Genomic DNA, 26705 nt, shown 5'->3' with positions numbered 1-26705 from the left:
AGGTTGGCTGCATCGATCGGAACCATAGCGGACAGAGCTGAATACGAACATCCAAACGTGCTCTCGATTCCACTATACGAAGGTGTCGCCGATACCTTAGTTCAATGGCTGCATTTCCTCTTTGGTGACTTGTTACTCGCCAGCAAGCTAACTCCAGGAGGCTCTCATGTCCCATAACCAACCGGCGGTTTCGCGCCGTACACTTCTCGCAGTGGCAGCATCAATCAGTGCATTGGGCGTGCTTCCTGAAGCGTTTGCCGCGAGTGGCGATCCAAACGCGATCAAACCATTTCGATTCTCGGCTAAGGATGCGGAGCTATCCGATCTTGCCCGGCGGGTCGCGGCGACCAGGTGGCCTGACCGGGAAACGGTCGAGGATCACTCGCAGGGCGTCCAGCTCGCTACCATCAGGAAGCTCGCCGACCACTGGGCCAAGCACTACGACTGGCGCAAAATCGAAACGAAACTGAACTCCTACCCGCAGTTCACCACGAAGATCGAAGGGTTGGACTTTCACTTCATCCATGTGAAATCTAAGCACGCAAATGCCCTGCCGATCCTTGTCACCCATGGATGGCCCGGTTCCATCATCGAACAGCTAAAAATCATCGAGCCCCTGACCGATCCGACCGCGCACGGCGGCAGCGCCGACGACGCCTTCCACGTCGTCATCCCATCGCTTCCGGGTTACGGCTTCTCCGGCAAACCGACAGAGCCCGGATGGAACCCTCCCCGCATTGCCAAGGCATGGGCTGTACTGATGCAGCGCCTCGGCTACCCAAAATACGTCGCGCAGGGCGGCGACTGGGGCAACGCCGTTACCGAGCTGATGGCTGTGCAAGAGCCTCCGGGATTGCTCGGCATCCATACCAACATGGCAGCAACCGTTCCCGCCGACATATCCAAGGCGCTGTCAGCCGGCACGCCGCCTGCCAACCTCACGCCTGATGAAAAGCGCGCGTGGGACCAGCTCGACGATTTCTACAAGAATGGTCTTGGCTACGCCATCGAGATGAACAACCGCCCGCAGACGCTTTACGGCATCGTCGACTCACCGATCGGTCTTGCCTCATGGATGCTTGACCATGACATCCGCAGCTATGACATGATCGCTCGCGTCTTCGACGGCAAAGCGGAAGGCCTGACGAAGGACGATATCCTCGACAATATCACGCTCTACTGGCTGACCAATACGGCGATCTCTTCCGCCCGCCTGTACTGGGATAACGCGCACTTCCCTTCGGGTGGTTTCTTCGATCCGCGCGGCATCAAGATATCGGTCGCGGTCAGTGCCTTCCCGGACGAGATTTACCAGGCTCCCCAGAGCTGGGCCGAGAAGGCATACCCGAAGCTCATCTTCTACAACCGGCCTCCCAAGGGCGGCCATTTCGCAGCCTGGGAGCAGCCGATGCTTCTCACGGCCGATCTGCGCGCCGCCTTCAAGCCGCTCCGCAGATCGATGTGACGGCGTCTGCGGCGTTCCCCGCAAAATTCCCACCCATTGGATGAAGGAGAAAGACAATGTCAGACAAGCAGATCGTCGATTCCAGCTTCACGGCCATCATCAACGCGTCGATCGAGAAGATCGACATCCCGACGTGGTGCTTCACGCTGCCCGAAAAGGAATACCAGGGCTGTTCGCCCGCCCATATCGCTGCCGGCTTCACTACCGCTCCAGACGGTACGCGCATGTCGATCAACGTCGAAACGATCGGCGGCAGCCTGATGGTGCAGCACTACGTCGAAACGCTCGGCGAATTGGATCATCTGATCCTTGATTCCGACTCTGATGTGTTCACGCCGACGGGCCGGGTAGCCATTCACGTGACCTGGGAACTAAGCGTCAAGGCAATCGACAAAAATCACTGCGAATTTACCAACCGGGTTCAGTCCTTCGCGACCCCGGACATGCTCGCCTCTCTCGACCGGCAGGGCATTCCTTTCGAGATCTTCCGCACGCAGCGCCAGCCGATGTCGATCGCCCATAACAAGGGCGAGACGCCACTGTTCGCAGCCAGCATCGAGCGCCACGCGCTTCGCAGCCAACAGCCGTCGAAAGCAGCCTGAAGCCCAAGGGAGCCGATAATCATGCATCTGTCCTACGAGCGCGGCATCACCGGTCTTCTGGTGGTCGACCCGTACAACGACTTCATCTCTGAAGGCGGCAAGATCTGGCCACGCATCAAGGAAGTCGCAGAAGCCAACAATTGCGTGCCGCACATGGAGCAAATCCTCAGTACGGCACGACAGGTCAAGATTCCCGTCTTCTTTGCCATGCACCACAGGTACCGCGAAGGCGACTACAAGAACTGGAAGTACATTGCGCCTATTCAAAAGCTTGCGTGGAGCCGTAGGAGTTTTGAATACGGGACCTGGGGCGGAGAGTTCAAGGCCGAGTTTGTACCCGCGCCCCGCGAGATTGTCGCCTCGGAGCATTGGTGCTCCAGCGGCTTTGCCAACACCGATCTCGATCTGCAGCTCAAGAGGCAGGGCATTCACAAACTCATTGTCATCGGGCTGATCGCACACACCTGCATCGAGGCGACCGTGCGTTTCGCGGCAGAGCTTGGATACGACGTGACAGTCGTGAAGGACGCCGTCGCCGACTACTCCGACGAGATGATGCACGCGGCGCTGGTGATCAATATGCCGAACTATGCGAGCGCGATCGTAACCACTGAGCAGATTGTCGATGCGCTGAAAACCATGGAGCCCGTGGCCCCTGCCACCTGAGACAACCAGTCATAGCGCCTGCCCACAGACGCCGGCGCTGCTCGTCGGTCGTACGGGACCGAAAACGACGTCCGTCGGTTCTATAGCAGCTTCACACAGCCGATGCCTCGATCAATGCCTTTGCCTCGAGAAGCCTCGGACTGCTGAAGCCCTCAGTGAATCGCCGATAGACAGGAAGCAGAACACTCGGAACGCTTGCCTGGCGGAACGCACCAAGGCTGACGCCCGCGTTCAATTCCCAATAGAGTGCTCCCTGCTTCGCCGCTTCCGCCATCGCCTGTTGAAAGAGACCTTCGATCAGGGACGTCTCGCTTGAGCCTTGCGCCTTGAGCACTTCTGCTTTCCGCCTCAGGATTTCGGGCACCATCCAACGGTAGCCTTTCTCTTCCGAGAACAGCAACGCGTTGGCGACCTCGTTCAAAGCCTCGTTGAAACGCCCCATTGACTGTAGCGCAGCTGCGAACTCACAGAGGTAGAAAGGATAGAACAACAGGTAGGCCCCACTACGCAGTTCCACGAGGCCGGTTCGAAGAGCCTCGATACCCTCGGCCGGGCTACCCGTTCGATAGGCGAGACTGCCCTTGATGCACAAGCCGGCGGCATGGAAGGGTCGAAGACCGTGCTTAGATGCCTCCGCTAAAAGCTCCTCGCCCCATTCCTGCGCGCGGTCCAGATCGTTAAGCGTTAACGAAACGAAGGAAGCCGACCATGCGAGCGCGACGCAGAGGACGAAAGGCTGCCGTGTCTCTCGGGCCTCCTGTATGGCGACCTCTGCCGTAAGTGTTGCGGCGTCCAGTCGGCCACCTGCGATCAGGTTCACTGTGTTGTGAGCCAGAGAAGACGTTCGTACGTCCGCTTCCAATCGCAGCAAGTCTGTCCGGCGGTTCACCAGCGGATAGTGTGTGGCCGCCCATTCAAGCCTCTCGCCGGCTTCTTGATGGAGCGCCTGATAGGTCTGGGGAATGCCTACAAGCCATGAGGCCGTTGCGCGTCCGCGCACATCGTGTTCTTCAACCGCCCCCTCATATTCGCGCGCATAGGCTAGAGCGTCGCTCAATTCCGCCGAGCGGGCGGAGAAGAGCCACAGGGCGCAGGTTAGGCGCTGGCGATAGTCGTAATCGTTCAGATCCCTGGCAAGTGCCAGCGCGCCGGTGAGTACTTCCTTTCCGCGCTTGTTCATTCCCTGAGTGTAGATGAGCGCGTATCCCAGAGCACATCGCAAGACCATCTCGGTGCGCGAGCCGTTTTCTTCTCCTATGTTCTCCAGCGCGCGCTCAGCCCAGTCGCCAGCTTCGGAGACCAGCGATATTGCCGTCCAAAAGTCGCTTGACGCGGCAGCAAGCTTCGCGCCGAGCACGCCATCGCCGCTTTCCGAGAACGCCCATCTCAAGGCCGCACGCACGTTGTCGGTCTCCTTTCGGTAGCGACCGATATTGTCGAGCGCCGTCTGAAGGGAGCGCTCCTCCGAAAAAGGTTTAAACAGCTTGAGGAAGTATTTCGTAACTCGAGACATTGTTCGCCGAAACTCGTCCCGAGCTCCCAGCTTTTGCAGCGAGTAGACCCGCACAGTCTCAAGAAGGCGCCAGCGCGGAGCAGCGTCGAAACCGTCGAATGCGATCAAAGATTTTGAGACGAGATTTGATATCACGAGCGCCGTTTCCGCTTCCCCGTCGCCGCTGACCGCTACCGCCGCGTCCAGAGTAAAGCCGCCGGGAAAAGTCGCCAGGCTACAAAGCAATTCCCGTTCCGCGTCCGGCAGAAGTTGATAGCTCCAGTCCAGGGTAGCGCGGAGCGTCTGATGACGAGGCAGTGCCGTCCGGCGCCCGCCAGTGAGCAGCACGAAACGATCGTCGAGCCGGCCGGCGATCTGCTCTATTCCCAGCGTCGCAGCACGTGCCGCTGCAAATTCGATTGCCAGCGGTATGCCGTCGAGATGCCGACAAATCCCGGCAATGGCCAAGAGCTTCTCCGTGTCGTCCGCGAAATCCCGTTGCAGCGCTCGAGCGCGCGCCACGAAGAGTTGGATGGCGCTGTGCTCCAGAGCGCTGGTCGCCTCCTCCCTAGCTGGCACCTCCAAAGGTGGGACGCGATAGGCGAACTCTCCCTCGATCCTCAGCAATTCTCGACTTGTCGCAAGAACCGTCACATTTGGGCACGTGCGGACAAGTGCCTCGATCATCGCTGCCGCAGCATCGATGACGTGTTCGCAGTTGTCGACAACGAGYAGCATCGTTCGCCTACCAATGCAACGCGCGACGACCTCGGCCGAGATTTCGTCACCTTGAAGTTGCAGGTCGAGAGTTTGAGCCAGGGTTGTCGGAACTAGGTTGGGGTCCTGCAGCGAAACCAGCTCGATGAAGAAGGCATCTCCTTCGACGCTGGGCAAAAGACTACGGGCGATTTCGGATGCAAGTACCGTCTTGCCGATCCCGCCAGGGCCTGTCAGCGTCACGACCCGATAAGCGGATGCGAGCGTAAGAAGCTCAGCCACGGCATTCTCACGACCGATAAGATCAGATATCGACGCCGGGATCTTGGAAACGTAACGGGCGTCGGCTGAATGAGTTTTCACCGACGGCGCCGTTCCGTTGAGCGATGGCGCGCCAGATTTCCAGTTGCCAAGAAGTCGGTATCCACGGCCGGAGATCGTCTTGAGCAGATCCCGGTCTTTTCCCAGAGCCTTTCGAATGGCCGATATGTGGACCTGGAGTGTATTCTCCTCTACGACGATCCCCGGCCATACGCGGCGCATCAGATCCCCCTTCGACACGGCGTCTCCACCGGCCACTACGAGGACCTCGAGGATGTCGAATGCGCGGCTTCCGATCGGAACGGGTGCGCCGAGAGCCCTGAGTTCCCGCTTTGCGAGATCCATCTCCCAGCCGCAGAATTCGAAAAGGCCCCGTTCGATCTGTCCCAAAGCGATCCGATCTCTCTTGCCAATGCCAAATAGCTCAGCGGCATCTGTAACCGCCGCGGCGATTCATGACGGCGGAGACGCCGCACCGGATACTTCAGGATATTTCAGATTCTCTCAACCCACTTAAGTCGCTTCACGGGCGGTATTGGCTTAGACAATAGCCATTCTTGTTGGCGAGCTTCGCGCTATCGGCGCATTCTAAGAAAAAATACCACTTCTACGTGACTTCATCTTTGAACCGGAGGAGAATGGCATGTACAATGGCGGTCTGCCCCAGACATTCCCAAGTAACAAGATATCGACGTCGGACGCGCCGTCCGTATCCGTCGTGAGCAATAATGATGAGATCGGCGAGATCCTGCCCGACGAGTTGCGGTCGTGCGGCTGGCGACCTCACATCTTCGGATCAGCAGTTGAATTTCTCTCCGCCCGACGCGTTTCGAGCTTCGGGTGCATCGTTCTCGATGCTGATCTGCCCGATCTGGATGTCCAGACTCTCACCCGGATCATCTGCTTTTATGCGATGCATTGCCCGGTCATTCTGCTAACGAGCCACGACCATCGCGGCATGACCATGACGGCATCTCGGTTCAACTTTACAATCATGTCGAAGCCGGTGAACACGGTTGCTCTCCTTGAAGAGATACAGGCCGCCATTGCATCAACCATCAAGGTCAATGAACTCGACCGGCGTTATCGGTCCCTCTCGGTGCGCGAGCGCCAGGTCATGCAGTTCGTGGTGGCTGGGCTACTCAACAAGCAGGTCGCCTATGAACTGAGCCTCAGCGAAATCACGATCAAGGCCCACCGCGGGCAGGTGATGAGGAAGATGCGTGCACGATCGTTGCCAGAGCTCGTAAACATGGCTGCCAAACTCGAACTTGGCGCTGCACCGCTACACTAAACACGGATCCAGCCGGGGCACCACTCTTTGCCGCCGGCTCCGACGGGACGCCGAGAATTGTCAGCGAAAGTGGTCGGAGGCGTCCTCGCCGATCCATTTTTCTCCGACTGCCTTCGACGGAGATCTTTGGACCTGTGCTACCGCCCGAGAAGTTTGTCTTTAGTCCTTAGCCCTTGGATGCTTCCTATCAATCTCTCGGGTGATTGCCGAATTTGCCATCAGGTATATTCGGGCAATACCTAAGTTTACTTACCAGAATGGCCGTCACGGCTTAGGCTATGTTTTATCGCCTCCCTAGTTGGCGATAAGCTTGCGCAGCAAGCGCTCCAGTGTTCCTCCCGCCGCTGGAGCTCGCGGATCCCCCTCCCACGATCCGCCAAGGCCGTCTCCAATCCGCCTGGAGACGGCCTTCCCTGCATTGGAGTGTGGGTCGCCGATCGTTGATTGTATGGAGCCAATCATGCGGGTGATGTAGGGCACATCGGGCTGGCGGAGTTCGCGGGTAATCTCGAAGGTCCCGGCTTTATCGATTTATGGCCATGGCCACACGTCGTGAACGAGACAGCGCCGACAACCGCCGGCTCTGCCCCTTGGTCATTTGCGTTCGCTAAAGATCAACCGTTGGTAATCGGCAAGCATCTTTGGGTCCTCGACCGATCCGTGATGGTGGAGCAGCCGCCAGGCATCGTCCTTTCGGACAAACCACCGCGTCGTCCGGAAAGCAACGTCGATCGTCTCACGCGGCGTCTTGCATTGGCCTCGCTCGCGACCGACGAAGAGATGCCAGTCGGCGCCACTCTGGCTCGTGAAATCGTGAAAGGTGACGCGGACCTCAGCCTGGCCCTCGAAAAGCCTGGAATAGCCTTCGGAGATCGAAGGCCACCCTCGGCGGATGCCGCCGATGGGATTGTCCATGCTTGGAGCCTCCCCGTCGAACCAGACCGACTCCAGCCCGGCCATGTCTCCGCTGTTGAAGGCTCTATAAAACTCTATCAGAGCGTCGAGAGGGCTACCGTCGCCGGCCTTGGCTTCGCTTCCACTGATTTCAACGAAATGCCGTTCCATCGCGAATCCTTTCGTTTCTTCAAAAGCGACCGTTGGGAAATAGAAGCCAGCCCATCAACCTCCCGCGCGCCACTTGACTGCCGCCCAGTATCAGAAGCGCGATCCGACACACTTCCCAGGCTCAGCCTTGCGTCCGTCCTTGGATGACTTTGAGGGCATCCTGATACAGGCGCCGGGTCAGATCGCCGGCGGACAGCCTCGGTGCGAGCTTCGCCGCCTGCCCTGACCAAAGATTCGTGAAGTCGTTCCTGGACGCCTCCTCCGCTTTCGCCTTGATTGCGGCGAGAGCGGCCCCGGCGGTTGGAAACGGTGGAGCGCTTTCGGAGAGCGGACCGAGCTCGCGCATGATGCGATTGACAACGCTTCTGGCGGGCCTGCCGGTGAAGACGTTGGTGATCGCGGTGTTGTCGTCGCGCGCATCACCGAGCGCCTGCGCATGAACGGCAGGAATCTTTGCTTTGGGGCAGAAGAGGTACGCGGTTCCGATCTGAACCGCGGAAGCACCGAGCATCAGGGCGGCCGCCACGCCTCGGCCGTCAGCGATGCCTCCTGCCGCGATGACGGGGACGTTCACCGCGTCAACGACCTGCGGGACCAGCGCCATCGTTCCGACCTGCGTGGACATGTCATGCGTCAGGAAATTTCCGCGATGACCGCCGGCTTCAAAACCCATTGCCACGACAGCGTCGACGCCGTTTTCTTCTAACCAGACGGCCTCGGCGACAGTAGTGGCCGACGAGATGATCTTCGCGCCGGTCGCCTTCACTCGCTGCACCAAGGACTTCTCCGGTAGGCCGAAATGGAAGCTCACGATCTCCGGCTTGAACTCCTCCACCACCTCGCAGAAAGCGGAGTCGAACGGTGCACGTCCGGCTGCCGTCACCGGCGCCGCTGGATCGAGGCCGGATTCGACGTAATATGGCGCGAGCAGCGCCCTCCACCGCATCTGCGCGGCTGGATCGGAGGGCGGCGTGTGATGCGCAAAGAAGTTCACGTTCAAAGGAGCCTTCGTCGAGCTGCGGATGCTCGTCAGAGCCGCCTTTAGCTGATCGATGCTCAACAACGCGCTTGGCAGCGACCCGAGGCCGCCCGCCTGTGCAGCGGCGATGACCATCTCGTTCGTGGTCGAGCCAGCCATGGGCGCTTGAATGATGGGGATTTCAATCCCGAATAAGTCGAGGATTCGGCGGTCGGGCCAGCGCGTCATGTCGGACTCCATTTCGTATCCTGTGTCTGACCGTCATATCTCCGGTGCTCGTTGCGGTCCATTGCACCTTAGTGTCTACGCGCGCCAATCGATCCCAAAGTATCGGGAACACCTTGGTACAATAGCGCCTCGAGGAAATCGGCGCGATGGTTGCGGAGAACGCAGGGCGTAAGCGCCTTCGTTCCCGGCACGGCCGGCATCAGCGCATCAATTTCGAAACAAGCCGACCTGCCCCCACGGCAGGCGAATGGCTCTTTGCATCAAAACGGAGGCATACATGAGTGTGCAGAAGACAGTGGTGGTAACCGGTGCCTCGCAAGGGATCGGAGCCGGCATCGTGCAGACCTTCCTCGACAGGGGCTACAACGTCGTGGGAACCTCGAGACGCATCAGCGAGACGACGCCATTCGACCGCAGCGACCGTCTGGAACTCGTCGACGGCGACGTCAGCGATCCCGACACCGCCGAACGGGTCGCGCAGCGGGCAATCGACCGCTTCGGATCCGTCGACGCCCTCGTCAACAACGCCGGAATCTTTTTTACGAAGCCCTTCCTAGAATACACCGTCGACGATTTCCGGAAACTCTCCGCGACCAACGTGGAAGGCTTCATCCTTTTCACCAATCACGCGATCAGGCAGATGCTTCGCCAGAAGTCTGGCGGAAGCATCGTCACCATCACGTCGTCCCTTACGGATCACCCGATCGCGGGCGTGAACGCGTCATTGCCGATGGTCACAAAGGGTGGACTCAACGCGATAACCAAAAGCCTCGCGCTGGAATTTGCGGCAGACAATATTCGCGTCAACGCAGTGTCGCCAGGCGTCGTCGACACGCCGCTTCATGCGTCCAACCCGAAGGACTTTTTGAAATCGCTGTCGCCGATGGGAACGATCACCGCGGTGCAGGAGATCGTCGACGGCGTCGTCTATCTGACGGAGTCCGCAAATATCACCGGGGAGGTGCTGCACGTCGACAACGGCGCACATCTCGGCAAATGGTAGCCCGCGGCCCAGAAGCGCGACTGGAGGAACTGGCCATTGCCTTGCCTCCTCCGCCCACCCCATTCGGCGCCTACGTCGAAGCTGTCCAGTGCGACACCCTGTTATTCCTCAGCGGCATGTTGCCAGTGGTTGGACACGATCCGGTTTATCATGGGCGCGTCGGCGAGGAATTGTCTGTCCTCGAAGGTTATGACGCGGCGCGGACGGCCTGCCTCAGCGGTCTTGCCGCTGCCAAGGCGCAGCTCGGATCGCTGGATCTCATTCGTCGCATCGCCAAGCTCGGCGTCTACATCGCTACGCCGGGAGATTTCCGGGAACATCCGAAGGTCGCCGACGGCGCCTCGGAACTGCTGCTCGATGTCTTCGGAGCGGATCGGGTCCCACCGCGTATCGTCCTCGGCGTCGCCAGCATACCACTCGGCATGCCGGTCGAAGTCGAACTCGTTTTCGAGATCGAGCCCTAGCAAACCTTTCTCTTCCAATCTGAACGATGGAGTAAGTCATGAAGATCAAGCCAACGGATGCGAGGAACGTCGTCATTGTCTCGTCGAAGTTTCTGACGGCCACCGCCCTTCTGATGCTGCCCGCCCTTGCGCTTTCCGGCCAGGCGGGCGTCGCCGAAAAGACGGCCCGTCCGGCGGGCGAGCAAGCTCAGCCTGCAAGCGAGCAGACACAGATCAAGGTCGACAAAAGAACCCCGGCGTACTGGCGGGTGACGTTCGACAACCCACCCTTCAACATCTTCGGGCCGGAGACCATTCCGCAGATGGAGAAGGTCGTCGCCGAGATCGACTCGGATCCCGATTTGCGCGTCGTTGTCTTCGACAGTGCGGTGCCGGGCTTTTTCCTGACCCACTACAACTTCACGCCCAAGCTTTCCGAATCCACCAGCCTGCCATCAGGGACGACGGGACTTCATCCGCTTCCGGACATGCTGGTTCGCATCAGCAAGGCGCCAGTGGTGTCGATCGCACTGATACGCGGACGCGCAACGGGGGTCGGTAGCGAACTTGCGCTGGCCAGCGACATGCGCTTTGCGAGCCGGGAGAAGGCAATCCTTTCCCAATGGGAGGTCGGCGCAGGCTTCGTACCCGGTGGTGGTCCTATGGCCCGGCTTCCCCGTCTGATGGGCCGGGGCCGAGCGCTTGAGGTTCTGCTCGGCTCCGACGACATCAATGGCGATCTCGCCGAGGAGTACGGTTACGTCAACCGGTCGTTCCCCGACGACAAGCTTGACCCGTTCGTAGACGCCCTCGCCACTCGCATCTCCGGCTTCGACCGGCAGGCGATTGCCGACACCAAACGTCTCGTCGACTATGCAAGCCTGCCGTCCAACCCCGAGATCGGTGCCGGGTGGGACGCGTTCATCACCTCCGTACAACGCCCGGTCGCACAGAAGAACATTGGCAAGCTGATGGACATGGGCCTGCAGACCAATCCGGACATCGAGGCCAGACTTGGCCACTACACAGGGACTTTGGCCGACAAATAGGTAAACAAGTGTCCGTACAGTCCATGGCAAATCGCACGGACACCTCACATGATTCGTGCGAGCACGGGCAAACAAAATCAGGAAGCGTGCGCCGCTTCCTCGACGAGATAAAGTCGGCCTCCACGTCGAGGCGATACGCCCATCACACGCTTGAAAGCGGTGCTGAAGGCCGCCTCGGAACCATATCCGACTGAGGCCGCAACCCTGGCGATAGAACTGCCCTCCTGGCGAAGCGCGCGTTCGGCCTGGAGCATTCGCCATTCAGTCAGATAGTTGAGCGGCGGGCGTCCGGTCACATTACGAAAGTGAACCGCGAAAGCCGTCCGAGACATTCCCGCCGCACGGGCGAGTTCAGGAAGCGTCCAGGAACGGGCAATGTCGCCGTGCATGAGGTTGAGCGCTGGGGCGAGTTTTGGATCGCAGGCGGCGCGAAGCCAGCCGGGACGAACCTGGTCTCCTGATGAAAGGTGCCGACGTAGGATCTGGATGAGCAGCAAATGGGCTAGACTTGAACACGCCATTCCGGCCCCTGGAGCGCCGCCTGCCGCCTCTTCGACGAGTTCGCCGATCAATGCTCCAAGTCGGCTCGCTCCACTTTCGGCCGCCGGAAGATGAACAAAATCCGGCAGGCTTTCGATCATCAGGCGTCCGCCGACATGGTGTGTATCGATATGACCTCCGAGAAGCAGGAAGTCGTCGCCCTGCCCGACTGGAATGATGGACTTCCCGGCGCCCCTGAAGATCTCGGCCGCCGGCTGCGGAGCAAGCGCCAGATCGCTCGCGACCACAAACCCGACGTCACGCGTCAAGATGAAGATGTCGCCGGCCTTGAGCCGGAATCTTGCGACTGTGCCGTCAAGGGCAAGGAAACAGTGCCCGCGACCGACAACGAAGAACTTGATCTTGCGCGGTGGTTCGAAACGGATGGCCCAGTCGCCGCCACCAATAAAGCCGCCGGCATAGATCGTACGAGCGTCAAAGACCTTGAGGGTATGTGATAGCGGATCGCGTGTCATTTTGAACTTTGGCGAAAGAAACTGGAACTTCTGAATATTCAAAGTACGGCAATCGGAGAGCATATCCAAGGGCGAACAGTCACCGAAAGGAACTCACCAAATGCCTACGACGCAGACGCCACTCGGATCCGGCTTCCATGCCTCCAGCACGACGCTCGACATCATCGCCGGTATCGACCTCACCGGAAAGTTGGCGATCGTGACAGGCGGCTATGCGGGCCTTGGGCTAGAAGCCGCGCGGACGCTGGCGTCGGCTGGAGCCCGGGTGATCGTCCCGGCGCGAGACGTAGATCGCGCGCGACGTGCTATCGCGGAGATTGGTGGCGGGATCGAAGTCCGGCCGATTGACCTCACCGATCCAGCCTCGATCGACGCCTTTAGCTGTGACATCGTCCGGTCGGGGCTTCCGTTGCACATTCTCGTCAACAGCGCGGGCATCATGGCGCTGCCGGAACTGAGCCGCGACTCCCGAGGCAACGAGCTGCAGTTCTCGACCAACCACCTCGGTCATTTTCAGCTCACGCTCCGCCTGTGGCCTGCATTGGTTCGAGCTAGAGGCGCGCGCGTCGTTTCGGTCTCCTCAATGGGTCACCGCTTTTCCGACATCGTCTGGGACGACTTCAATTTCGAGCGCCGCCCATATGATGGCTGGAGCGCGTACGGACAGTCGAAGACAGCCAACATCCTCTTTGCTGTCGAACTTGATCGCCGAGGGCGCGACTTCGGGATCCGCGCGTTCTCGTTACACCCCGGCGGTATCGTGACTGGTCTGGCGAAGCACATCTCGACCGAACGCCTGAAGGAAATGGGAAATCTCGACGAGAAGGGTGTGCCTGTCATCGATCCTGACAGGGACATGAAATCGATTCCGCAAGGTGCGGCAACCCATGTTTGGTGCGCAGTCAGCCCTCAGCTCGCCGGCCTCGGGGGCGTGTTCTGCGCGAATTCGGACATAGCGCTTCTCGAGGACGGGTCCATCGTCACCTCGCTCGATGGGCGGGACCGGCGAACGTCGAAAGTCGCGCCTTATGCGGTAGATCCTGCTTCTGCTGAGCGCCTCTGGATGATGAGCGAGAGGGAGACCGACACTCAATTGTCGATTTGAACCGTCTTACTCCTCCCGTTCCTCACCCGCTGGATGCCAGAGTCAATGGGGGCGTTGGCGGCGACACCATTGGATAATGGACGGTCCCCCGAGGCGAGCGCATCGTGTGCCTGGTCGCGGGAAGTTCCCCGCGGCAATTTTACCGAGGGATGACAAGATGACCATTCAGGAGCGTAGCACGACCGCGACAAAGACAGTGAAGGATGCCGACATGAAACTGGAGGTCGTCGTGATCCCAGTTTCGGACATCGACCGCGCCAAGGCATTCTATACGGGACTTGGATGGCGTCTCGACGCCGACGTGCCCGGCAAGGACGGCTTCCGCGTCGTTCAAGTCACGCCGCCGGGATCTCCCTGCTCGGTGATCTTCGGATCGAACGTCACATCCGCGGCGCCGGGTTCCGCTCAGGGACTGCATCTTATCGTATCGGACATTGAGATGGCTCACGCGGCACTGGCCTCACATGGTGCTGAAATGAGCGGCGTCTTCCACGACGTCGGCGGCGTCTTCCACCACAAGAACACCGATGGACGGCTGCCCGGCCCACACCCTTCGCGCGCCAGCTATGGATCGTTCGCATCCTTTAGCGACCCGGACGGCAACGGATGGCTCCTCCAGGAGATTACGACGAGGCTACCGGGTCGAAAAGAGGCCAACGGCGCGACGTTCACCTCCGGCAGCGATCTGGCAGCAGCCCTTCGGCGCGCTGCGGCTGCCCACGGCGAGCATGAGAAGCGAAACGGGGGCAAGCATGACGATGACTGGCCCGATTGGTACGCCGCATACATGCTTGCCGAGCAAGCAGGGGCCGATCTTCCGGATTGACACGATCAAACTGCGCGCTTGCCGCCCCCAAGCGGACTAGGTGCCCTTGGCGGCGGCGAGCTTTCGATATTCCGCGGTCGGCAGCCCGCCCCATCCCCAGTTGTCGAGGTCCACTTCTTCGATCACCACGTAAGTGGATTCGAGCGGCTTGTTGAGGACCTCGAGCAGCACCTGGCTCACGCCCGCAATGAGGCGGGCCTTCTCTTCCTCCGTAACCGACTGGCGGCCCGGCGCAGTTCCTTCACGAGTGACCTGCACGTTTACAATAGGCATCGTTTGGTACTTTCCAATTGTCCGTCTGCCTTCAGAAGCCCAGCGCCGACAGGTGCTGCTCGAGCGCGTCGACGTGTGCATACCCCGAGCCAACCCTGGCCAGCTCGGCATCCTTCCTGACGAAAAGTGTCGGGAAGCTCGAAACGCTCATTGCTCGGGCGGTGGCGAAGTCGGTCGCCGCTTCCGCGATCGTGCTGCCTCGCTTCCACGTCTCCAGGAACTCTTCAGCAGTTGTGGGGTGGCCCAAAGTCGTCAGGGCACTGCTTCCGACTTTTGCGAGGACGACGCCATCGGTGGTATCAAGCGCGTCGACGTAGAAGGCATGCTGAAACGCCCTGAAGACCTTGAGAAGGTTGGCTTCCGGACGCAGGATGCGAGCGGCGACGACCGCGCGGCAAATCGGTTCGGTATCGTAGACGAACCCTTGTCTCGCCAGCAGCCCTTCACGATTGAACGGAAGACCGCTTGCCTCTTCGACCCTAGCCCAGTGATGCAGCCTGAATTGCTTTCCGGCATCGTCGAGAACGTCGGTCGCGCCGGCGCGGAGACCGCCAAGTATGATCTGCAGAGAGGCTTCCGGGCGCCGTTCGAGCAGCAGTTCCATTTCCTTTCCGAACCCATAGCACCACGAGCACATCGGGTCTGCGGCCAGTACCAGTTCCATCGTTGTTCCAATCGTTGTCGTCTGGGAGACCTGACGCACTTGCGTCAGGCCGTTCGGTCCGAAGGCGTGTTACCAGCGACCGGCGTTCTGACCGCCGTCCACGTGCAGGATCTCGCCGGTCACAAAGCTGGCGTTCTCGAGGTAGAGAACGGCGTCCACGATGTCGCTGATCGCGCCCATGTGGCCGATCGGGTGCAGGGCCGAAAGGAACTCATGCGTTTCAGGGGCGTGCATGGGGGTCTTGATGATGCCGGGCGATACGGCGTTCACCCGAACCCCGGTCTTGGCATACTCAAGCGCGAGTCCCTTTGTGACGGCATTCAGACCGCCTTTCGTCAGCGAAGCAAGGGCCGCGGGGACGCCAGCGATCGGCTGGTTGACGAGGCTTGTGGTGATCGAGACGATGTGACCGGATCCCTGCTTCAGCATCTCCTTTGCGGCGCGCTGCGTGATATGAAAGAAGCCAGCGACGTTCACGGCGAAGTTCAGATCGTAGTCTTCCTGCGTGAAGTCGACGAACGGCTTGGCTGTGAACACGCCGGCGTTGTTGACGAGAGTGTCGATGCGGCCGAAGCGCTCAATGGCTTCGCGAACGACGCGCTCAGCGGTCTCGACCTTCGAAATGTCGCCGGCGACAGCGTGAACGCCGGCATCGGAACCAGCCTTGATGGAACGCGAGGTAGCTACGACGTTGTAGCCCTTTTCCCGGTATCCACGGACGAGGCCCTCGCCGATGCCTTGGGACGCGCCGGTGATGATGGCTACCTTCTGATGACTGCTCATGATTGCATCCTTTCGATTGCGACGGCCGATCCCTCGGTCCGTCCAACGCCAGCGGCGTCGGTGCAATTGATTTAGATGTCTGCGTGTCTCGGGAGAATTGGCGATAGAAGGATGACACCCATCCGCCAAGCGGCATAATCACCGTATGCTTCCTGCCTCCCGGAGATCCGTCGGAGCTCACTCAGAAGATGGGGAGCGGCGCAGCATGTCGGCTTCGCGGCGGTCGTAGCACCCGGCCTGCGCTTGCGAGGAGAGTCAAGGCCAACGGCGATCTCTGCTATATGCCGGAACTTCTGCGTGTAAAGGCGAACCTGTTGTTGTCGATGTCGGCGTCAGATGAGGTGCACACGTGCCTGTTGCAGGCCCTCGACACAATCCGGAACATGGGTGCCCGCGGCTGGGAATTGCGTGCCGCGACCGACTTGGCTCGTTTCTTAGCGGCTGAGGGTCGCATAAGCGATGCGGGAGCGCTGCTTCAGCCGATCTTGGATAAGTTTGACGAAGCGCTTGATACCGAAGACCTCAAGATTGCGGGCGGCGTTTTGCGATGAACGAAAGTCCGCTGGGTCCACCCGTCACGAACCTAAGAGAGGGCATATTGCGGCCGGACAACATTTTCAGGGATGATCGGCGGTAGTGAAGATCCTGCAGAACCAAAACAGAACGCTGCCGTCCCTTTGCGGTAAACCTTCCCAATCAGTTGGCGAGTCTCGGCTGCCTGGCTAAGGACAGCAAGCAGGAACCCGAAGGCTGAGGAAATGCTCGGCTCCGCGTTCTCGTTTTTGGCCTTGCGCCCAAGCGGGATAGGGCTAGGTTCGCTACGAACAGCTGCTCGGCTGATTGTAAACATTCGTAGGAGGTTCGTTATGGAATATCGTCGTCTCGGCAAATCGGGCCTGAAAGTCAGCGAATTCTCCTTCGGATCATGGGTCACCTTTGGCAAGCAGGTTGATGGCGGCGATGCGGTCAGCCTAATGAAGCTCGCTTATGACAAGGGGGTGAACTTCTTCGACAATGCCGAAGGCTACGAGAGTGGAAAATCCGAACTTGTGATGGGCGAAGCGCTCAAGACGCTCGGCTGGAGCCGCGATAGCTTCATCGTCTCCAGCAAGGTGTTCTGGGGCGGGGAGAAGCCGACGCAACGCGGGCTGTCGCGCAAGCACGTAACCGATGCTGCCCACGCCGCGCTCAAGCGGCTGCAGGTCGAATACCTGGACCTCTATTTCTGCCACCGGCCGGATATCGATACGCCGATCGAGGAGACCGTTCGGGCGATGCACGATCTCGTGGCGCAGGGGAAGATCCTTTACTGGGGAACCTCGGAATGGTCGGCGCAGCAGTTAACCGAGGCTTACGCCGTCGCGCGGGATCTTCGCATCACGCCGCCGACGATGGAGCAACCCCAATACAACATCTTCGAGCGCCAGAAGGTGGAAGCCGATTATCGGCCGCTCTACGACCTTCTCGGTCTCGGAACCACGATCTGGTCGCCGCTTGCATCAGGCGTCCTCACCGGCAAATATAACGACGGCGTGCCGGCTGACAGCCGAATGAACCTTCCCGGATACGAGTGGCTGAAGGAGAAGCTATCGAGCGACGCTGGCCGCGCCCAGATCGCGAAAGTCCGCGAGTTGGCGAAGCTCGCAGACGAGATCGGGATCTCGATCACGCACCTTGCTCTGCTGTGGTGTCTGGCCAACAAGAATGTCTCAACTGTCATCCTTGGCGCGTCGCGCACGAGTCAATTGGAGGACAATCTTGCGGCCCTTTCGCATAGGGACAAGTTGACTTCCGACGTGCTCGATCGGATCGATGCAATTACCGGAAACAAGCCGGCGGCGGCGCAGCGGTTCTAGCTGCGAGGATCCACAGGCAGCAACGTGTGACGTACTTCTTTTCGTTCGCCTCTAGGACGGCTTAAGATTGAGCCGACATCGGCGCTAGTGAACCTGCCCGGCAGGTGGCGATTTCGTCAGACCATCCGGACGATCGGGAACATAATAGATCCGGTCCATCCAGGAAATTCCGACTTCTTCGGCCGCATCAATGAGGGCCAGCTTTGCATCGTCTGCCGGGAGCAACCCTTCCATAACTGCCGCGCAAACGGCAAGCGCACGCTCAAATGCCGGCCCAAAGGTTACCGGCCACTTGTCAGCTAGTAATGCGGAAGCTTCGCCAGTTCCTTTGATATCGATGGGTTGCGGAAAGTCAGGCAGCCAGATTTCCAGACCAAAGGTCCAATCGCTCCTTGAAAGCATGTGCGTGCTCCTCCCCTGAGTCGCTACGGGCAAAGACTCCTATCGGATCGCGGCGCTTTCATGGTCTCGAACGGGCCATGGCGTGTCGCCCGGACGATTTTACGACACTCTTGAAATTAGACCGCCAATCATGATGTCTACTTTGGATCCCAGCGGCCCGGCCCTAGAGCTTGCCGCCGCAGCCTCACCAGTGTCGTTACGTGCGTCGTTTACGGTAACATACTTCACTGCGCTGTTGGTTTCAGGCACCATCAACCCGGCACCCGCCCCGCTAAAGCGCCTCTTCATGCAACACGCGGGACCGTTAGCTCGACCTTTGAGCGCGTGAAAGACGGCATGGCACTGCGATGGCTCGTAAACCAATCCCGAAGATCGTGACCGGCAGGTTCGGAGGCATGGAATGGCAGACGACCAGGAAACATCAGCCCAAGCTCCTGAATTGGAGGCGACGGACTCCATTCCCCCGCAATATGATTGCGGCCCCCTCAAGCTAAGTGGCAGCAGCAACGCGTTGTACGAACGTCATCTTCTGTTCGACAACGTGCGGGCATCGAGCGAGATAGGAAACCGCGAGCGGTATGAGGCAGTCGCACGGTCCGTTCGGGATATTCTTTCCCAGCGCTGGGAAAAGACAGAAGAGGTCTATGATCGCGAGAACCCCAAGCGGGTCTATTATCTCTCGATGGAGTTCTTGATCGGTCGTTCCCTTAACAACAACGTTGTCAACCTGGGGCTGGGCCCTCTTGCGGATCGCTTCTTTCAAAGACATCAGCTGGACGAATTGGCCTTGCTTTCCGAAGAGCCCGACGCCGGGCTCGGCAATGGTGGTCTTGGACGCTTGGCAGCATGCTTTCTCGAGTCCATGGCGACGATGCAATTGCCTGGAATGGGCTATGGCTTGCGCTACGAGTACGGGATATTCAAACAGTCGATTGTCGATGGCTGGCAACGCGAACAACCGGACAATTGGTTGCGCAGGCCTGATCCCTGGGAAGTTGCCCGACCTCACTTGGCCGTGCCGGTCGAGCTTGGATGTTCGTTCGAAGTGCGCGGGGGAAGCCTGAGAGCGATCGCCGGCGTGCCTTCAAGCTTGCTCGGAATCCCTTACGACAGGCCTGTCGTCGGCTACGGCGGAAAAACGATAAACACGTTGCGGCTATGGGCTTCCGCAACTCCCCACGTATTCGATTTCCAGGAATTCAGCGCAGGTGACTTTGTTGGCGCACTGGCCGAACGGCTGACAGCGGAAACCGTGACACGTGTTCTTTATCCGGACGATTCCACCAGCATGGGACAGGGCCTTCGCTTCGTGCAGGAATATTTCCTTGTAGCGTGCTCATTGGCCGACCTGGTTCGACGCTTCCAAAAAAGCAACAGTAATTGGGACGATCTGCCGACGAAGGTGGCTATCCAGCTCAATGACACCCATCCGAGTCTCGCCGTTGCGGAGCTCATGCACATCCTCCTGGATACGGCAAAACTTGACTGGGAGCGTTCATGGGACCTCACGAAAAGGACCCTTGCCTACACAAACCACACCCTCCTCCCGGAAGCGCTGGAAAAGTGGCCGGTGCGCTGGTTTGAGTTGATGCTTCCACGGCACTTGGAAATCATCCTGGAAATCGATCGCCGCTTGCGGGAAGAGGTGCAAACTCGCTGGCCGGGCGACAATGGCCGCATCGAGCGTATAGCCATTGTCGAGCAAGGCAATCACCTGGTGCGGATGGCTCACCTCGCAATAGCCGGCTCCCACAGCACGAACGGTGTCGCGGAGATACACTCGAAGCTGCTCCGAAACGTCACCGTGAGCGACCTCGCAGAACTCTATCCTGACCGTTTCAACAACAAGACAAACGGCGTCACGCCACGCCGTTGGCTATTGCTGTCAAATCCGGGTCTTGCCGAATGCATCTCCGAAGCTATCGGCGACCGCTGGATAGCGAACGCGACGGACCTCGAACGTCTGAGGTCGCTTGCCGATGACAGCGGGTTCATTTCCGCCGTCCAAACCGCAAAACGCAAGGCCAAAGTCCGTTTTGCCGATTGGCTCAAGGCGCAGGCGGGAGTTCTGGTTGATCCTGACACGATTTTCGATAGCCAGGTGAAGCGCATCCACGAATACAAGCGACAGCTCCTGAATGGGCTGCGAGTCGTCGCCCTCTACCATCGGCTGCGGCAGAATCCTAGTCTCGATATGCCGCCACGCACCTTCTTCTTTGCAGGAAAGGCGGCTCCTGCCTACCACGCTGCCAAACTGATTATAAAGTTCTTGAACAATCTTGCCGCCACGATCGACCGCGATCCGTTGGTGCGGGGTCGCCTTCGGCTACTATTCCTGCCCGACTACTGCGTGTCACTCGCCGAGCAGCTCATTCCTGCCAGCGACGTATCCAACCAGATATCAATGGCGGGATACGAGGCAAGCGGCACGAGCAACATGAAGTTCATGATGAACGGGGCGTTGACCATCGGCACGCGTGACGGCGCAACGATCGAAATGGCCGAGGCCGCGGGCGAAGAAAATTTCTTCCTGTTTGGGCTGACCGCAGACCAAGTTGCAAACAGCCGCTGCTGGTATAGCCCCGGCTGGCACTATGAGAACGAGCCAGAGATACGCGCTGTCCTCGACCTGATCTTCTCAGGCGAATTCTCGCGAAATGAGCCGGCAGTCACCGACGCGCTGCGCAACATACTTCTGGTCGGTGGAGATACTTACATGCATTTGGCCGATTTCACCTCCTACATGGATGCAGATTCCAATCTTCAATCACTCTATCGGAATCCGGAAGCTTGGAGCCGCAAGGCGATCATGAACATCGCGGCTTCAGGAAGGTTCTCGAGCGATCGCACGATCGCCGAATATGCCCGCGACATCTGGGAGGTAGCTCCATGTCCGTTGCCATCGGCTTAGTCTCATGACTGGATCGATGTATCGGTCCCGGCTAGACCAGCGGGAGTTGGCTCAGAAGTTTTCTGGTTTCGATCGCATCCCAGGAAATGTATTCGGTGATGGCCATCCCCACGATTTCGCAAGCAGCAGACACATCCCGAAGGAGCCGCACCACGTGCTCAGGTTCCAGGCGCCCCCTGGGGACACCGGATAGAAACGTTTTATCAGTACCCGGTTTATTGAAAAGAATTGGCGGGAAACGGCCGGGCAGGATCGCATCGACGTCGAGATGCACTGCAAGCTGCTTGATGTCCTCGTCCGCAATCCACTTCAGGATTGCGTTACTGTCGCCGTACAACTTACGCGAGGATGTGTGTCGGAGGTTCAGGCGATCAATGACCTTCTGCTCATTAGCAGACCACTCGTCCAGCCCCGCATACATGACCTTGGACGGTCGAACAGGGATATCAACCTCGCCGACGAAATCGCGGTCGGCCCTCGCCAAGGAGCATACCGAGCACCTGCGCGTGCGCGTGACCGGTGTCCTTCAGCGTCTGGATATCTGGATGTGCATCTATCCAGAGCACTCCGACGTCCCCACCGTATCGCTTGTTGAGATACGCGATTGGGGCCAGATCGACGAGACAGTCGCCTCCGATTGTAAGGATGCGATCCGGTGCGTGCTTTTCGATCGCGGACCGCGCTGACCGGGCTTGTTGCAGCAAAGCGCTCTTAGCGACAATTCCATCCTCCAGGGGCAGTTCCGCCTCACCAGGCGACGAAACGTCGATTGTTTCCTCGGGGCCCTGAGATCTCGGCGGAAGCCACGACAGCAAGCGCGAGCTGACGTAATACTCGGCGAGGTTCTCGCCTTGCCACTGGGGCAAATGTAATCTGAGGGTGTGGTCAACTGTGGTATGAGCAAACACTCCTTCGCCATCGCGTGTGCCACTGAAGTAATCAAGCCACCGAGCGCCAGGGCGGACATTCGAGGCGTGCAAACTTCCCTAGTGAGAATGCGGCGGTTACCAAGCAATCATGCTTAGACTATGCAGAATGATCTGCAGTCCCAGAGCGGCTTGGGTAACCCCGAGCACAACCGCCAAAACCTGCAATGACGTTCCGATCCATCTGAGGATGGATTCAGCAAACATCATGGCCAGCCAGTCAAGCGTCAGGATCAGCAATACGATCGCTGCCACGGTGACGCCTTCCGCTTGCCGGTCACCCGCCAACGTAGCGAAGACGATGACGGCAGCTATACCATAGGGCGTCACAATTGTTGGAAACGCCAACGGTGCCAGAGCAAATTTCAAGTCCATCTGGCCCTGCTCCGTTGGCCGTATCATTGGGTCCGCGGTCGGCTGCAAAACGGTTCGCAAAGCCACCATGAACAAGATAATGCCGCCCGTCATCGCCAGCACCGGCAACGAAATCTCCAGATTTTCAAGCATGGTGCGTCCGAGAAATCCGGCGATGGCGAGCGCCGCCGCCGAGAACAGGATCGCTCTGGTGGCTAATTGTCGCCGAACGCTGGGCTCGTAGCTGCCCGCAAGGACCTTGAATGGCACCAGTATCTTAATTGGGCCGAGCATCAAAAAAAGCATCAGGAATATCTTGCGTGAGCCGAATTCCACCTCTGGGAACTCCGGCAGGGGCAAGGATTGCGCAACGGATTGCACCGGAACGCTCACCGCCCAAACCATAGCCAGTACAGACGCCAGGAGATATCGCCGCACGGGTTCCTTTGCTTTTGTGGTATGGGTCGCCTGGTGTTCGTCAGCCATATCAGCGGAACCGGGTTGCGATCCCGCCCCATACCACTTTCCGTTCTCGACCGCCATTTCGCCTTGGGGTCAAAGCGGTCTCTGGCTTCAGTGGCTTCCCCACGCCCGGTCGGCCATTTCAAGACAAAGTCCGGCCCAGGATTGGACCATGTCCCAATACACGACGGGGTTGGGAACCAACCCGATAGCCGCTTGCATTTCGGCAGCGCTCGTTGTTCAGTTCAGCAGCATGCATGTTTCATGGAGGGAGACATGGGCGCGACGATCGTCGAGCGCCTCGCAGAATGCGCCGCGATGATAGAAGATCTCTCGCAACGCATTTCCCGGATCCAAACGGGCGAGGTGCAGCATCAGGCCAGATTCGCTGGTGGGTCCTGGGAGGACATTACGCCGGAGATGCTCGTTCTCTATGAGCGTCTGCTCGAAAACCAAAAGTTCCTTGCTGAGGATCTGCGCGGCCGTTTGAGTAGCGGCGATAGCTGATCTCACCTCCCGTGGCCTCACAAGAAGGCGGGCCACCGTGGTTCGAACATTCGGCGCTGTTCAACTTCCGTTTCCGCGCCCATCAGCGATGACTTAGATCGCTGTGACACATGACAGTTCATCGTAGCGCCCGTGACTGCTTGATCAACCCGATCTGACTAGCTCGTCCGGCGATCACGAGCGCGCTATTTCGCACGATCGGCATGAATTTGCATTCCAACTGCACGTCGACAGCAATTCTCCACATTGGACAGCCATGACGGGCATAGATCGGCTCCCGTAATTTACCGTAACGTACGTGCGGCCGGGGCTGATTGCTGCTAGCCTGTCTTCATGGAGTTGCGAGGGGCCTCCGCATCCGCAAGTATTTTTCGCTCGACCGGCGGCTGCATTTTCTGCGGGTGCAAGCGAGGCTGCCCAGACGTCCAGTGGAGACGGTGATCCGTCTTCCACCAAAGAAAGAAAAGGTGCGATCATGACAAGGTTTCTTGCTTGGTGTGCAACTTGGCTGGCGGCGGTGTCCTGGCTCGTCATTCCGACAGAGCTACCGACTGCCTACGCGCAGCAGCCAGCGCCCGCACCCGCTTCTGCTTCAGCCGCCGCGCCGGCACCGAGTACCGCCGAAACAGCAGCGGCGCCTCAGGCCTTGACGGAGGACGAACTCGAGACGCTTGTCGCGCGCATCGCACTTTATCCGGATGACCTCGTGGCACTGATCACGGCTAGCTCGCTGTTTCCGCTGCAGATCGTCGAGGCGAACCGGTTCCTTGAAACGAAGAAGACTGATGACAAGCTTAAGCCCAAGGAGACTTGGGATGGCAGTATCATCTCTCTTCTCAACTATCCTGAGGTCGTCAAGATGATGAACGACGACCTGGAATGGACACAGACGCTCGGACAGGCGATCACCTATCAGCAGAAGGACGTCCTTGTGGCCATTCAACAGCTGCGCGACCAAGCGGTGGCCAAGGGCGCGATCAAGACGGACGACAAGATCACGATCGTCAACGAGGGCGACAACGTTGTCATCCGGCCGACCGACCCCGAGAAAGTCTACATCCCGAAATATCCGCCGGAGATGCTCTACGAGCCGGGCTACGCCTACCAGCCTATTAGCTACTACGACCAGCCCTATTCGAACTATTGGTATCCCGGTGCTGCCTTCTTCGCCGCAGCCGTGACGGGCGTTGCCTGGGCGGCCGCGGTCAACTGGGACAACTGGGGCGTTTGGGGCGGCAACTGGGGCGGCGACATCGACGTCGATTGCAACAACTGTTTCAACAACCGCAATTTCAACGGCAAGGTTAAGTGGAACGACGTCGACTGGAAGAACGTCGACCGCAGCAAGCTCAACATCGACAGAAGTCAGTTGGCGAACGTCGACCGAAACACTATCCGAAACAATCTCCAGGCCAATGGCGCCAACAACCTGCGCAATCGCGCCTCCGAGATCAACCGTGAGCGCGGCGCTGGCGTCGCCAACCGGGCGGACCGCGCAGCCGACGTGCGCAGAAGCACCGCGGAGGGTCTGAAGAACCGCGGCGGTAACGCTGGGCAAGCCGGCCTCAACCGCCCCGGCGGCGGGGTCGCCAACCGGCCAGCGGCAGGAAATCGGCCAGGCGCCGGCGCGGGCGTAAATCGCCCCGGTGGCGGAAACCGGCCGGCGGCCGGCCAGCGGCCCGCGAACGGTAAGCTCGCCGGCAAGGCGGACAACCGCGGCCGCGCAAACGCACTCGGCAACGTCTCGTCGAAGCGCGGTCAGGTCGACGCTTCGAGGCGTGGAGCGCAGAGCCGCGCCAACGCCCAGCGCCCCAACCGTTCCAACGTCCAGCGCTCGCCCAACCGTTCCAACATTCAGCGCGGTGGGGGTGGACGGTCGCAGATGAGCCGTGGCGGTGGCGGACGGCAGCAGATGAGCCGCGGTGGCGGCGGTAGGCAAATGCCTCGAGGCGGCGGCGGCCGCGGTGGCGGTGGCGGACGCGGTGGCGGCAGACGTTGAGCGACCTTTGGGGAGAAAAACGATGAACACGTTCTTCAAGTCTGCAGGCCTCTGGGCCGTTCTTGCAACAACGACCGTTCTTTGCGGAACTGTACCGGTGCTCGCCCAGGATACGCCGTTCGACAACTTCACGGCCTCAACTCCGGCGCCGCAATTCGACGACCCGATTGCGGCGGTCGACAAGCTGAAGGCAGCGCTGTCGTCCGGCGACGTCGATGGTCTTGCTGCGCTGCTCGGCATCGACGCGGCCAAGCTAAAGGCCAACGAGGATGCCATGAACACCTACCGGCAAATCCGCGAGGGCGCCGCAAAGCAGGTGGTCGTGGAGGACCGGGACGGCAAGAAGATCGTCGAGATCGGCGACAAGCTTTGGCCGCTCCCCTTCCCGCTCGCGAAACGTGGTGATGGCAAATGGGCCTTCGATACCAAGGCGGGCTTCGAGGAGATCCTCGACAGGCGGATCGGCGAGAATGAACTGCAAGCGATCGACACCATGCGCAACTACGTCGACGCGCAGCAAGAATACGCTTCGGCCGATCACGACGGCGACGGCGTTCTCGAATATGCACAGAACCTTATAAGTAGCCCTGGCAAGACAGACGGCCTTTACTGGCCCCCCAACCAGGGAGACTCAGACAGTCCCGCCGGAGCCTTCGTCGAACAGGCCGCTCTCGAGCGTGCGAAGGCCGGGGATGGCTATTTCGGCTACCGTTTTCGGATCCTGAAGGGCCAGGGCGCCAACATAGCCGGTGGCGACTACAGCTACATAATCAACGGCAACATGATCGTCGGGTTCGCGCTCGTCGGATGGCCCGTCAAATACGGTGAGACGGGAGTGAAGACGTTCCTGGTGAGCGAGAAGGGCGTCGTCTACGAACGCGATCTCGGCACCAACACCGCCGCGGCGGTCGCGAAAATGACGCGCTTCAACCCTGACGAAAAATGGGACATCGTACCCAACTGATTTTGGCACCGCCCCGCCGATGGGAGTCATTTCGCAACGTTCGGACAAAATTCGAATGCGATGCGTCCTTTGCCGCCTGTGACTGGGAAAGACAAGCCTGCATTCCTTTCGTCCGTCTATGGCTACGAGTTGCCAGGCGCGAGCGGCGCTGCGATTGGCGCCTAAATTGAGACTTCTCAGACGACATCTGGGCGATGTTCGCCACTGCTGCAAATTCCGTAGCCGCCAGGCGCGACGAACCACCTCGCGGCGTCAGGAATAGGGTTCACGGACCCGATTTTGGAAACCGCCCCCCAAGCGAGATCACGAGTGTTGCAGTTCCGCACTCGACTC

26 protein-coding genes are annotated in these 26705 nt (G+C 59.5%); 15 read left to right on the top strand and 11 right to left on the bottom strand.

Annotated features, from left to right (window positions below; all coding sequences use genetic code 11):
* Positions 1-166: 166 nt before the first annotated feature.
* The 3 genes from AC1DPR_RS20710 to AC1DPR_RS20700 are packed head-to-tail and all read left to right on the top strand — an operon-like array spanning position 167 to position 2733.
* On the top strand, positions 167-1465 hold the full coding sequence (locus AC1DPR_RS20710; protein WP_477817057.1) for an epoxide hydrolase family protein: 1299 nt from the start codon (positions 167-169) through the stop codon (positions 1463-1465).
* 56 nt (positions 1466-1521) lie between these two features.
* A complete protein-coding gene (locus AC1DPR_RS20705) occupies positions 1522-2067 on the top strand; it encodes a hypothetical protein (RefSeq protein ID WP_477817056.1) in 546 nt (181 codons plus the stop codon).
* 18 nt (positions 2068-2085) lie between these two features.
* On the top strand, positions 2086-2733 hold the full coding sequence (locus AC1DPR_RS20700; RefSeq protein ID WP_113471297.1) for a cysteine hydrolase family protein: 648 nt from the start codon (positions 2086-2088) through the stop codon (positions 2731-2733).
* A gap of 91 nt (positions 2734-2824) precedes the next feature.
* On the opposite strand, the gene AC1DPR_RS20695 is transcribed toward AC1DPR_RS20700, so the two are convergent.
* Positions 2825-5653, bottom strand: coding sequence for an ATP-binding protein (locus AC1DPR_RS20695; RefSeq protein ID WP_477817055.1), 2829 nt, complete (start codon positions 5651-5653; stop codon positions 2825-2827).
* Between the two features lie 253 nt (positions 5654-5906).
* Between AC1DPR_RS20695 and AC1DPR_RS20690 the strand changes: the two genes are divergently transcribed.
* Complete coding sequence (locus AC1DPR_RS20690; protein ID WP_477817054.1) at positions 5907-6557, top strand: response regulator transcription factor; 651 nt, start codon at positions 5907-5909, stop codon at positions 6555-6557.
* Positions 6558-7151: 594 nt separating this feature from the next.
* On the opposite strand, the gene AC1DPR_RS20685 is transcribed toward AC1DPR_RS20690, so the two are convergent.
* Together AC1DPR_RS20685 and AC1DPR_RS20680 are read right to left on the bottom strand one after the other, a co-directional pair.
* Positions 7152-7622, bottom strand: coding sequence for a nuclear transport factor 2 family protein (locus AC1DPR_RS20685; RefSeq protein ID WP_113471298.1), 471 nt, complete (start codon positions 7620-7622; stop codon positions 7152-7154).
* 121 nt (positions 7623-7743) lie between these two features.
* Positions 7744-8829, bottom strand: a complete 1086-nt coding sequence (locus tag AC1DPR_RS20680; RefSeq protein ID WP_477817053.1) for an NAD(P)H-dependent flavin oxidoreductase — start codon at positions 8827-8829, stop codon at positions 7744-7746.
* A gap of 277 nt (positions 8830-9106) precedes the next feature.
* Here AC1DPR_RS20680 and AC1DPR_RS20675 point away from each other — a divergent pair, with 277 nt between their 5' ends.
* The 3 genes from AC1DPR_RS20675 to AC1DPR_RS20665 are packed head-to-tail and all read left to right on the top strand — an operon-like array spanning position 9107 to position 11324.
* Positions 9107-9832, top strand: a complete 726-nt coding sequence (locus AC1DPR_RS20675; RefSeq protein ID WP_477817052.1) for an SDR family NAD(P)-dependent oxidoreductase — start codon at positions 9107-9109, stop codon at positions 9830-9832.
* Positions 9826-10296, top strand: a complete 471-nt coding sequence (locus tag AC1DPR_RS20670) for a RidA family protein (RefSeq protein ID WP_018855082.1) — start codon at positions 9826-9828, stop codon at positions 10294-10296. The genes AC1DPR_RS20675 and AC1DPR_RS20670 overlap by 7 nt, the downstream gene beginning before the upstream one ends.
* A gap of 38 nt (positions 10297-10334) precedes the next feature.
* Positions 10335-11324, top strand: coding sequence for an enoyl-CoA hydratase/isomerase family protein (locus tag AC1DPR_RS20665; protein ID WP_477817051.1), 990 nt, complete (start codon positions 10335-10337; stop codon positions 11322-11324).
* Positions 11325-11401: 77 nt separating this feature from the next.
* Here the strand turns inward: AC1DPR_RS20665 and AC1DPR_RS20660 are convergent, their stop codons facing one another.
* Positions 11402-12340, bottom strand: a complete 939-nt coding sequence (locus AC1DPR_RS20660; protein ID WP_477817050.1) for an AraC family transcriptional regulator — start codon at positions 12338-12340, stop codon at positions 11402-11404.
* Positions 12341-12440: 100 nt separating this feature from the next.
* Between AC1DPR_RS20660 and AC1DPR_RS20655 the strand changes: the two genes are divergently transcribed.
* Together AC1DPR_RS20655 and AC1DPR_RS20650 are read left to right on the top strand one after the other, a co-directional pair.
* The gene (locus AC1DPR_RS20655; RefSeq protein WP_113471300.1) at positions 12441-13445 is read left to right on the top strand and encodes an SDR family NAD(P)-dependent oxidoreductase; all 1005 of its coding nucleotides are present in this window, start codon (positions 12441-12443) and stop codon (positions 13443-13445) included.
* A gap of 157 nt (positions 13446-13602) precedes the next feature.
* Positions 13603-14271 (top strand): VOC family protein, encoded by a 669-nt coding sequence (locus tag AC1DPR_RS20650; protein WP_018855086.1) that lies wholly within the window; start codon positions 13603-13605, stop codon positions 14269-14271.
* A gap of 36 nt (positions 14272-14307) precedes the next feature.
* Here the strand turns inward: AC1DPR_RS20650 and AC1DPR_RS20645 are convergent, their stop codons facing one another.
* The 3 genes from AC1DPR_RS20645 to AC1DPR_RS20635 form a co-directional block, all read right to left on the bottom strand.
* Positions 14308-14544, bottom strand: a complete 237-nt coding sequence (locus tag AC1DPR_RS20645) for a tautomerase family protein (protein WP_018855087.1) — start codon at positions 14542-14544, stop codon at positions 14308-14310.
* 31 nt (positions 14545-14575) lie between these two features.
* Positions 14576-15208 (bottom strand): thioredoxin domain-containing protein, encoded by a 633-nt coding sequence (locus AC1DPR_RS20640; RefSeq protein ID WP_113471302.1) that lies wholly within the window; start codon positions 15206-15208, stop codon positions 14576-14578.
* A gap of 69 nt (positions 15209-15277) precedes the next feature.
* Positions 15278-15991, bottom strand: coding sequence for an SDR family NAD(P)-dependent oxidoreductase (locus AC1DPR_RS20635; RefSeq protein WP_018855089.1), 714 nt, complete (start codon positions 15989-15991; stop codon positions 15278-15280).
* 281 nt (positions 15992-16272) lie between these two features.
* On the opposite strand from AC1DPR_RS20635, the gene AC1DPR_RS20630 reads away from it, so the two are divergent.
* The gene (locus AC1DPR_RS20630; protein ID WP_018855090.1) at positions 16273-16542 is read left to right on the top strand and encodes a hypothetical protein; all 270 of its coding nucleotides are present in this window, start codon (positions 16273-16275) and stop codon (positions 16540-16542) included.
* A 315-nt stretch (positions 16543-16857) separates the two neighbouring features.
* Complete coding sequence (locus AC1DPR_RS20625) at positions 16858-17847, top strand: potassium channel beta subunit family protein (RefSeq protein ID WP_113471303.1); 990 nt, start codon at positions 16858-16860, stop codon at positions 17845-17847.
* Between the two features lie 84 nt (positions 17848-17931).
* Here AC1DPR_RS20625 and AC1DPR_RS20620 read toward each other — a convergent pair whose 3' ends face one another.
* The gene (locus AC1DPR_RS20620; protein ID WP_018855092.1) at positions 17932-18249 is read right to left on the bottom strand and encodes a DUF982 domain-containing protein; all 318 of its coding nucleotides are present in this window, start codon (positions 18247-18249) and stop codon (positions 17932-17934) included.
* A gap of 400 nt (positions 18250-18649) precedes the next feature.
* Here AC1DPR_RS20620 and AC1DPR_RS20615 point away from each other — a divergent pair, with 400 nt between their 5' ends.
* Complete coding sequence (locus tag AC1DPR_RS20615) at positions 18650-21160, top strand: glycogen/starch/alpha-glucan phosphorylase (RefSeq protein ID WP_113471304.1); 2511 nt, start codon at positions 18650-18652, stop codon at positions 21158-21160.
* A gap of 31 nt (positions 21161-21191) precedes the next feature.
* Here the strand turns inward: AC1DPR_RS20615 and AC1DPR_RS20610 are convergent, their stop codons facing one another.
* The 3 genes from AC1DPR_RS20610 to AC1DPR_RS20600 form a co-directional block, all read right to left on the bottom strand.
* Positions 21192-21644 (bottom strand): arginase family protein, encoded by a 453-nt coding sequence (locus AC1DPR_RS20610; protein ID WP_169684012.1) that lies wholly within the window; start codon positions 21642-21644, stop codon positions 21192-21194.
* Positions 21607-22068: an arginase family protein gene (locus tag AC1DPR_RS20605; protein WP_477817049.1), complete on the bottom strand. Its 462-nt coding sequence runs from the start codon at positions 22066-22068 to the stop codon at positions 21607-21609. The genes AC1DPR_RS20610 and AC1DPR_RS20605 overlap by 38 nt, the downstream gene beginning before the upstream one ends.
* 96 nt (positions 22069-22164) lie before the next feature.
* Positions 22165-22926: a MarC family protein gene (locus AC1DPR_RS20600; protein ID WP_477817048.1), complete on the bottom strand. Its 762-nt coding sequence runs from the start codon at positions 22924-22926 to the stop codon at positions 22165-22167.
* Positions 22927-23178: 252 nt separating this feature from the next.
* On the opposite strand from AC1DPR_RS20600, the gene AC1DPR_RS20595 reads away from it, so the two are divergent.
* The 3 genes from AC1DPR_RS20595 to AC1DPR_RS20585 all read left to right on the top strand — a co-directional run bounded on the left by AC1DPR_RS20595 (position 23179) and on the right by AC1DPR_RS20585 (position 26372).
* Positions 23179-23409 (top strand): hypothetical protein, encoded by a 231-nt coding sequence (locus tag AC1DPR_RS20595; protein ID WP_192242223.1) that lies wholly within the window; start codon positions 23179-23181, stop codon positions 23407-23409.
* A 475-nt stretch (positions 23410-23884) separates the two neighbouring features.
* Positions 23885-25408, top strand: coding sequence for a DUF3300 domain-containing protein (locus tag AC1DPR_RS20590; protein WP_477817047.1), 1524 nt, complete (start codon positions 23885-23887; stop codon positions 25406-25408).
* 22 nt (positions 25409-25430) lie between these two features.
* Entirely contained in the window at positions 25431-26372 is a 942-nt protein-coding gene (locus tag AC1DPR_RS20585) for a DUF2950 domain-containing protein (RefSeq protein ID WP_192242133.1), read from the top strand.
* The last annotated feature ends 333 nt before the right edge of the window (positions 26373-26705 follow it).

The sequence above is a fragment of the Rhizobium sp. 01T417 genome (assembly GCF_056398905.1).
The sequence above is the reverse complement of the archived record's forward strand: the minus strand, read 5'-3'. Positions and strand labels throughout refer to the sequence as shown.

Bases quoted from the DNA above. Each gene is read 5' to 3' on its own strand.
- AC1DPR_RS20600 (WP_477817048.1), bottom strand. From the start codon at position 22,926: ATGGCTGACGAACACCAGGCGACCCATACCACAAAAGCAAAGGAACCC.
- AC1DPR_RS20620 (WP_018855092.1), bottom strand. From the start codon at position 18,249: ATGCTTTCAAGGAGCGATTGGACCTTTGGTCTGGAAATCTGGCTGCCT.
- AC1DPR_RS20590 (WP_477817047.1), top strand. From the start codon at position 23,885: ATGACAAGGTTTCTTGCTTGGTGTGCAACTTGGCTGGCGGCGGTGTCC.
- AC1DPR_RS20705 (WP_477817056.1), top strand. From the start codon at position 1,522: ATGTCAGACAAGCAGATCGTCGATTCCAGCTTCACGGCCATCATCAAC.
- AC1DPR_RS20655 (WP_113471300.1), top strand. From the start codon at position 12,441: ATGCCTACGACGCAGACGCCACTCGGATCCGGCTTCCATGCCTCCAGC.
- AC1DPR_RS20635 (WP_018855089.1), bottom strand. From the start codon at position 15,991: ATGAGCAGTCATCAGAAGGTAGCCATCATCACCGGCGCGTCCCAAGGC.
- AC1DPR_RS20615 (WP_113471304.1), top strand. From the start codon at position 18,650: ATGGCAGACGACCAGGAAACATCAGCCCAAGCTCCTGAATTGGAGGCG.
- AC1DPR_RS20710 (WP_477817057.1), top strand. From the start codon at position 167: ATGTCCCATAACCAACCGGCGGTTTCGCGCCGTACACTTCTCGCAGTG.
- AC1DPR_RS20650 (WP_018855086.1), top strand. From the start codon at position 13,603: ATGACCATTCAGGAGCGTAGCACGACCGCGACAAAGACAGTGAAGGAT.
- AC1DPR_RS20675 (WP_477817052.1), top strand. From the start codon at position 9,107: ATGAGTGTGCAGAAGACAGTGGTGGTAACCGGTGCCTCGCAAGGGATC.
- AC1DPR_RS20625 (WP_113471303.1), top strand. From the start codon at position 16,858: ATGGAATATCGTCGTCTCGGCAAATCGGGCCTGAAAGTCAGCGAATTC.
- AC1DPR_RS20685 (WP_113471298.1), bottom strand. From the start codon at position 7,622: ATGGAACGGCATTTCGTTGAAATCAGTGGAAGCGAAGCCAAGGCCGGC.
- AC1DPR_RS20660 (WP_477817050.1), bottom strand. From the start codon at position 12,340: ATGACACGCGATCCGCTATCACATACCCTCAAGGTCTTTGACGCTCGT.
- AC1DPR_RS20665 (WP_477817051.1), top strand. From the start codon at position 10,335: ATGAAGATCAAGCCAACGGATGCGAGGAACGTCGTCATTGTCTCGTCG.
- AC1DPR_RS20680 (WP_477817053.1), bottom strand. From the start codon at position 8,829: ATGACGCGCTGGCCCGACCGCCGAATCCTCGACTTATTCGGGATTGAA.
- AC1DPR_RS20640 (WP_113471302.1), bottom strand. From the start codon at position 15,208: ATGGAACTGGTACTGGCCGCAGACCCGATGTGCTCGTGGTGCTATGGG.
- AC1DPR_RS20585 (WP_192242133.1), top strand. From the start codon at position 25,431: ATGAACACGTTCTTCAAGTCTGCAGGCCTCTGGGCCGTTCTTGCAACA.
- AC1DPR_RS20690 (WP_477817054.1), top strand. From the start codon at position 5,907: ATGTACAATGGCGGTCTGCCCCAGACATTCCCAAGTAACAAGATATCG.
- AC1DPR_RS20595 (WP_192242223.1), top strand. From the start codon at position 23,179: ATGGGCGCGACGATCGTCGAGCGCCTCGCAGAATGCGCCGCGATGATA.
- AC1DPR_RS20645 (WP_018855087.1), bottom strand. From the start codon at position 14,544: ATGCCTATTGTAAACGTGCAGGTCACTCGTGAAGGAACTGCGCCGGGC.
- AC1DPR_RS20670 (WP_018855082.1), top strand. From the start codon at position 9,826: ATGGTAGCCCGCGGCCCAGAAGCGCGACTGGAGGAACTGGCCATTGCC.
- AC1DPR_RS20630 (WP_018855090.1), top strand. From the start codon at position 16,273: ATGCCGGAACTTCTGCGTGTAAAGGCGAACCTGTTGTTGTCGATGTCG.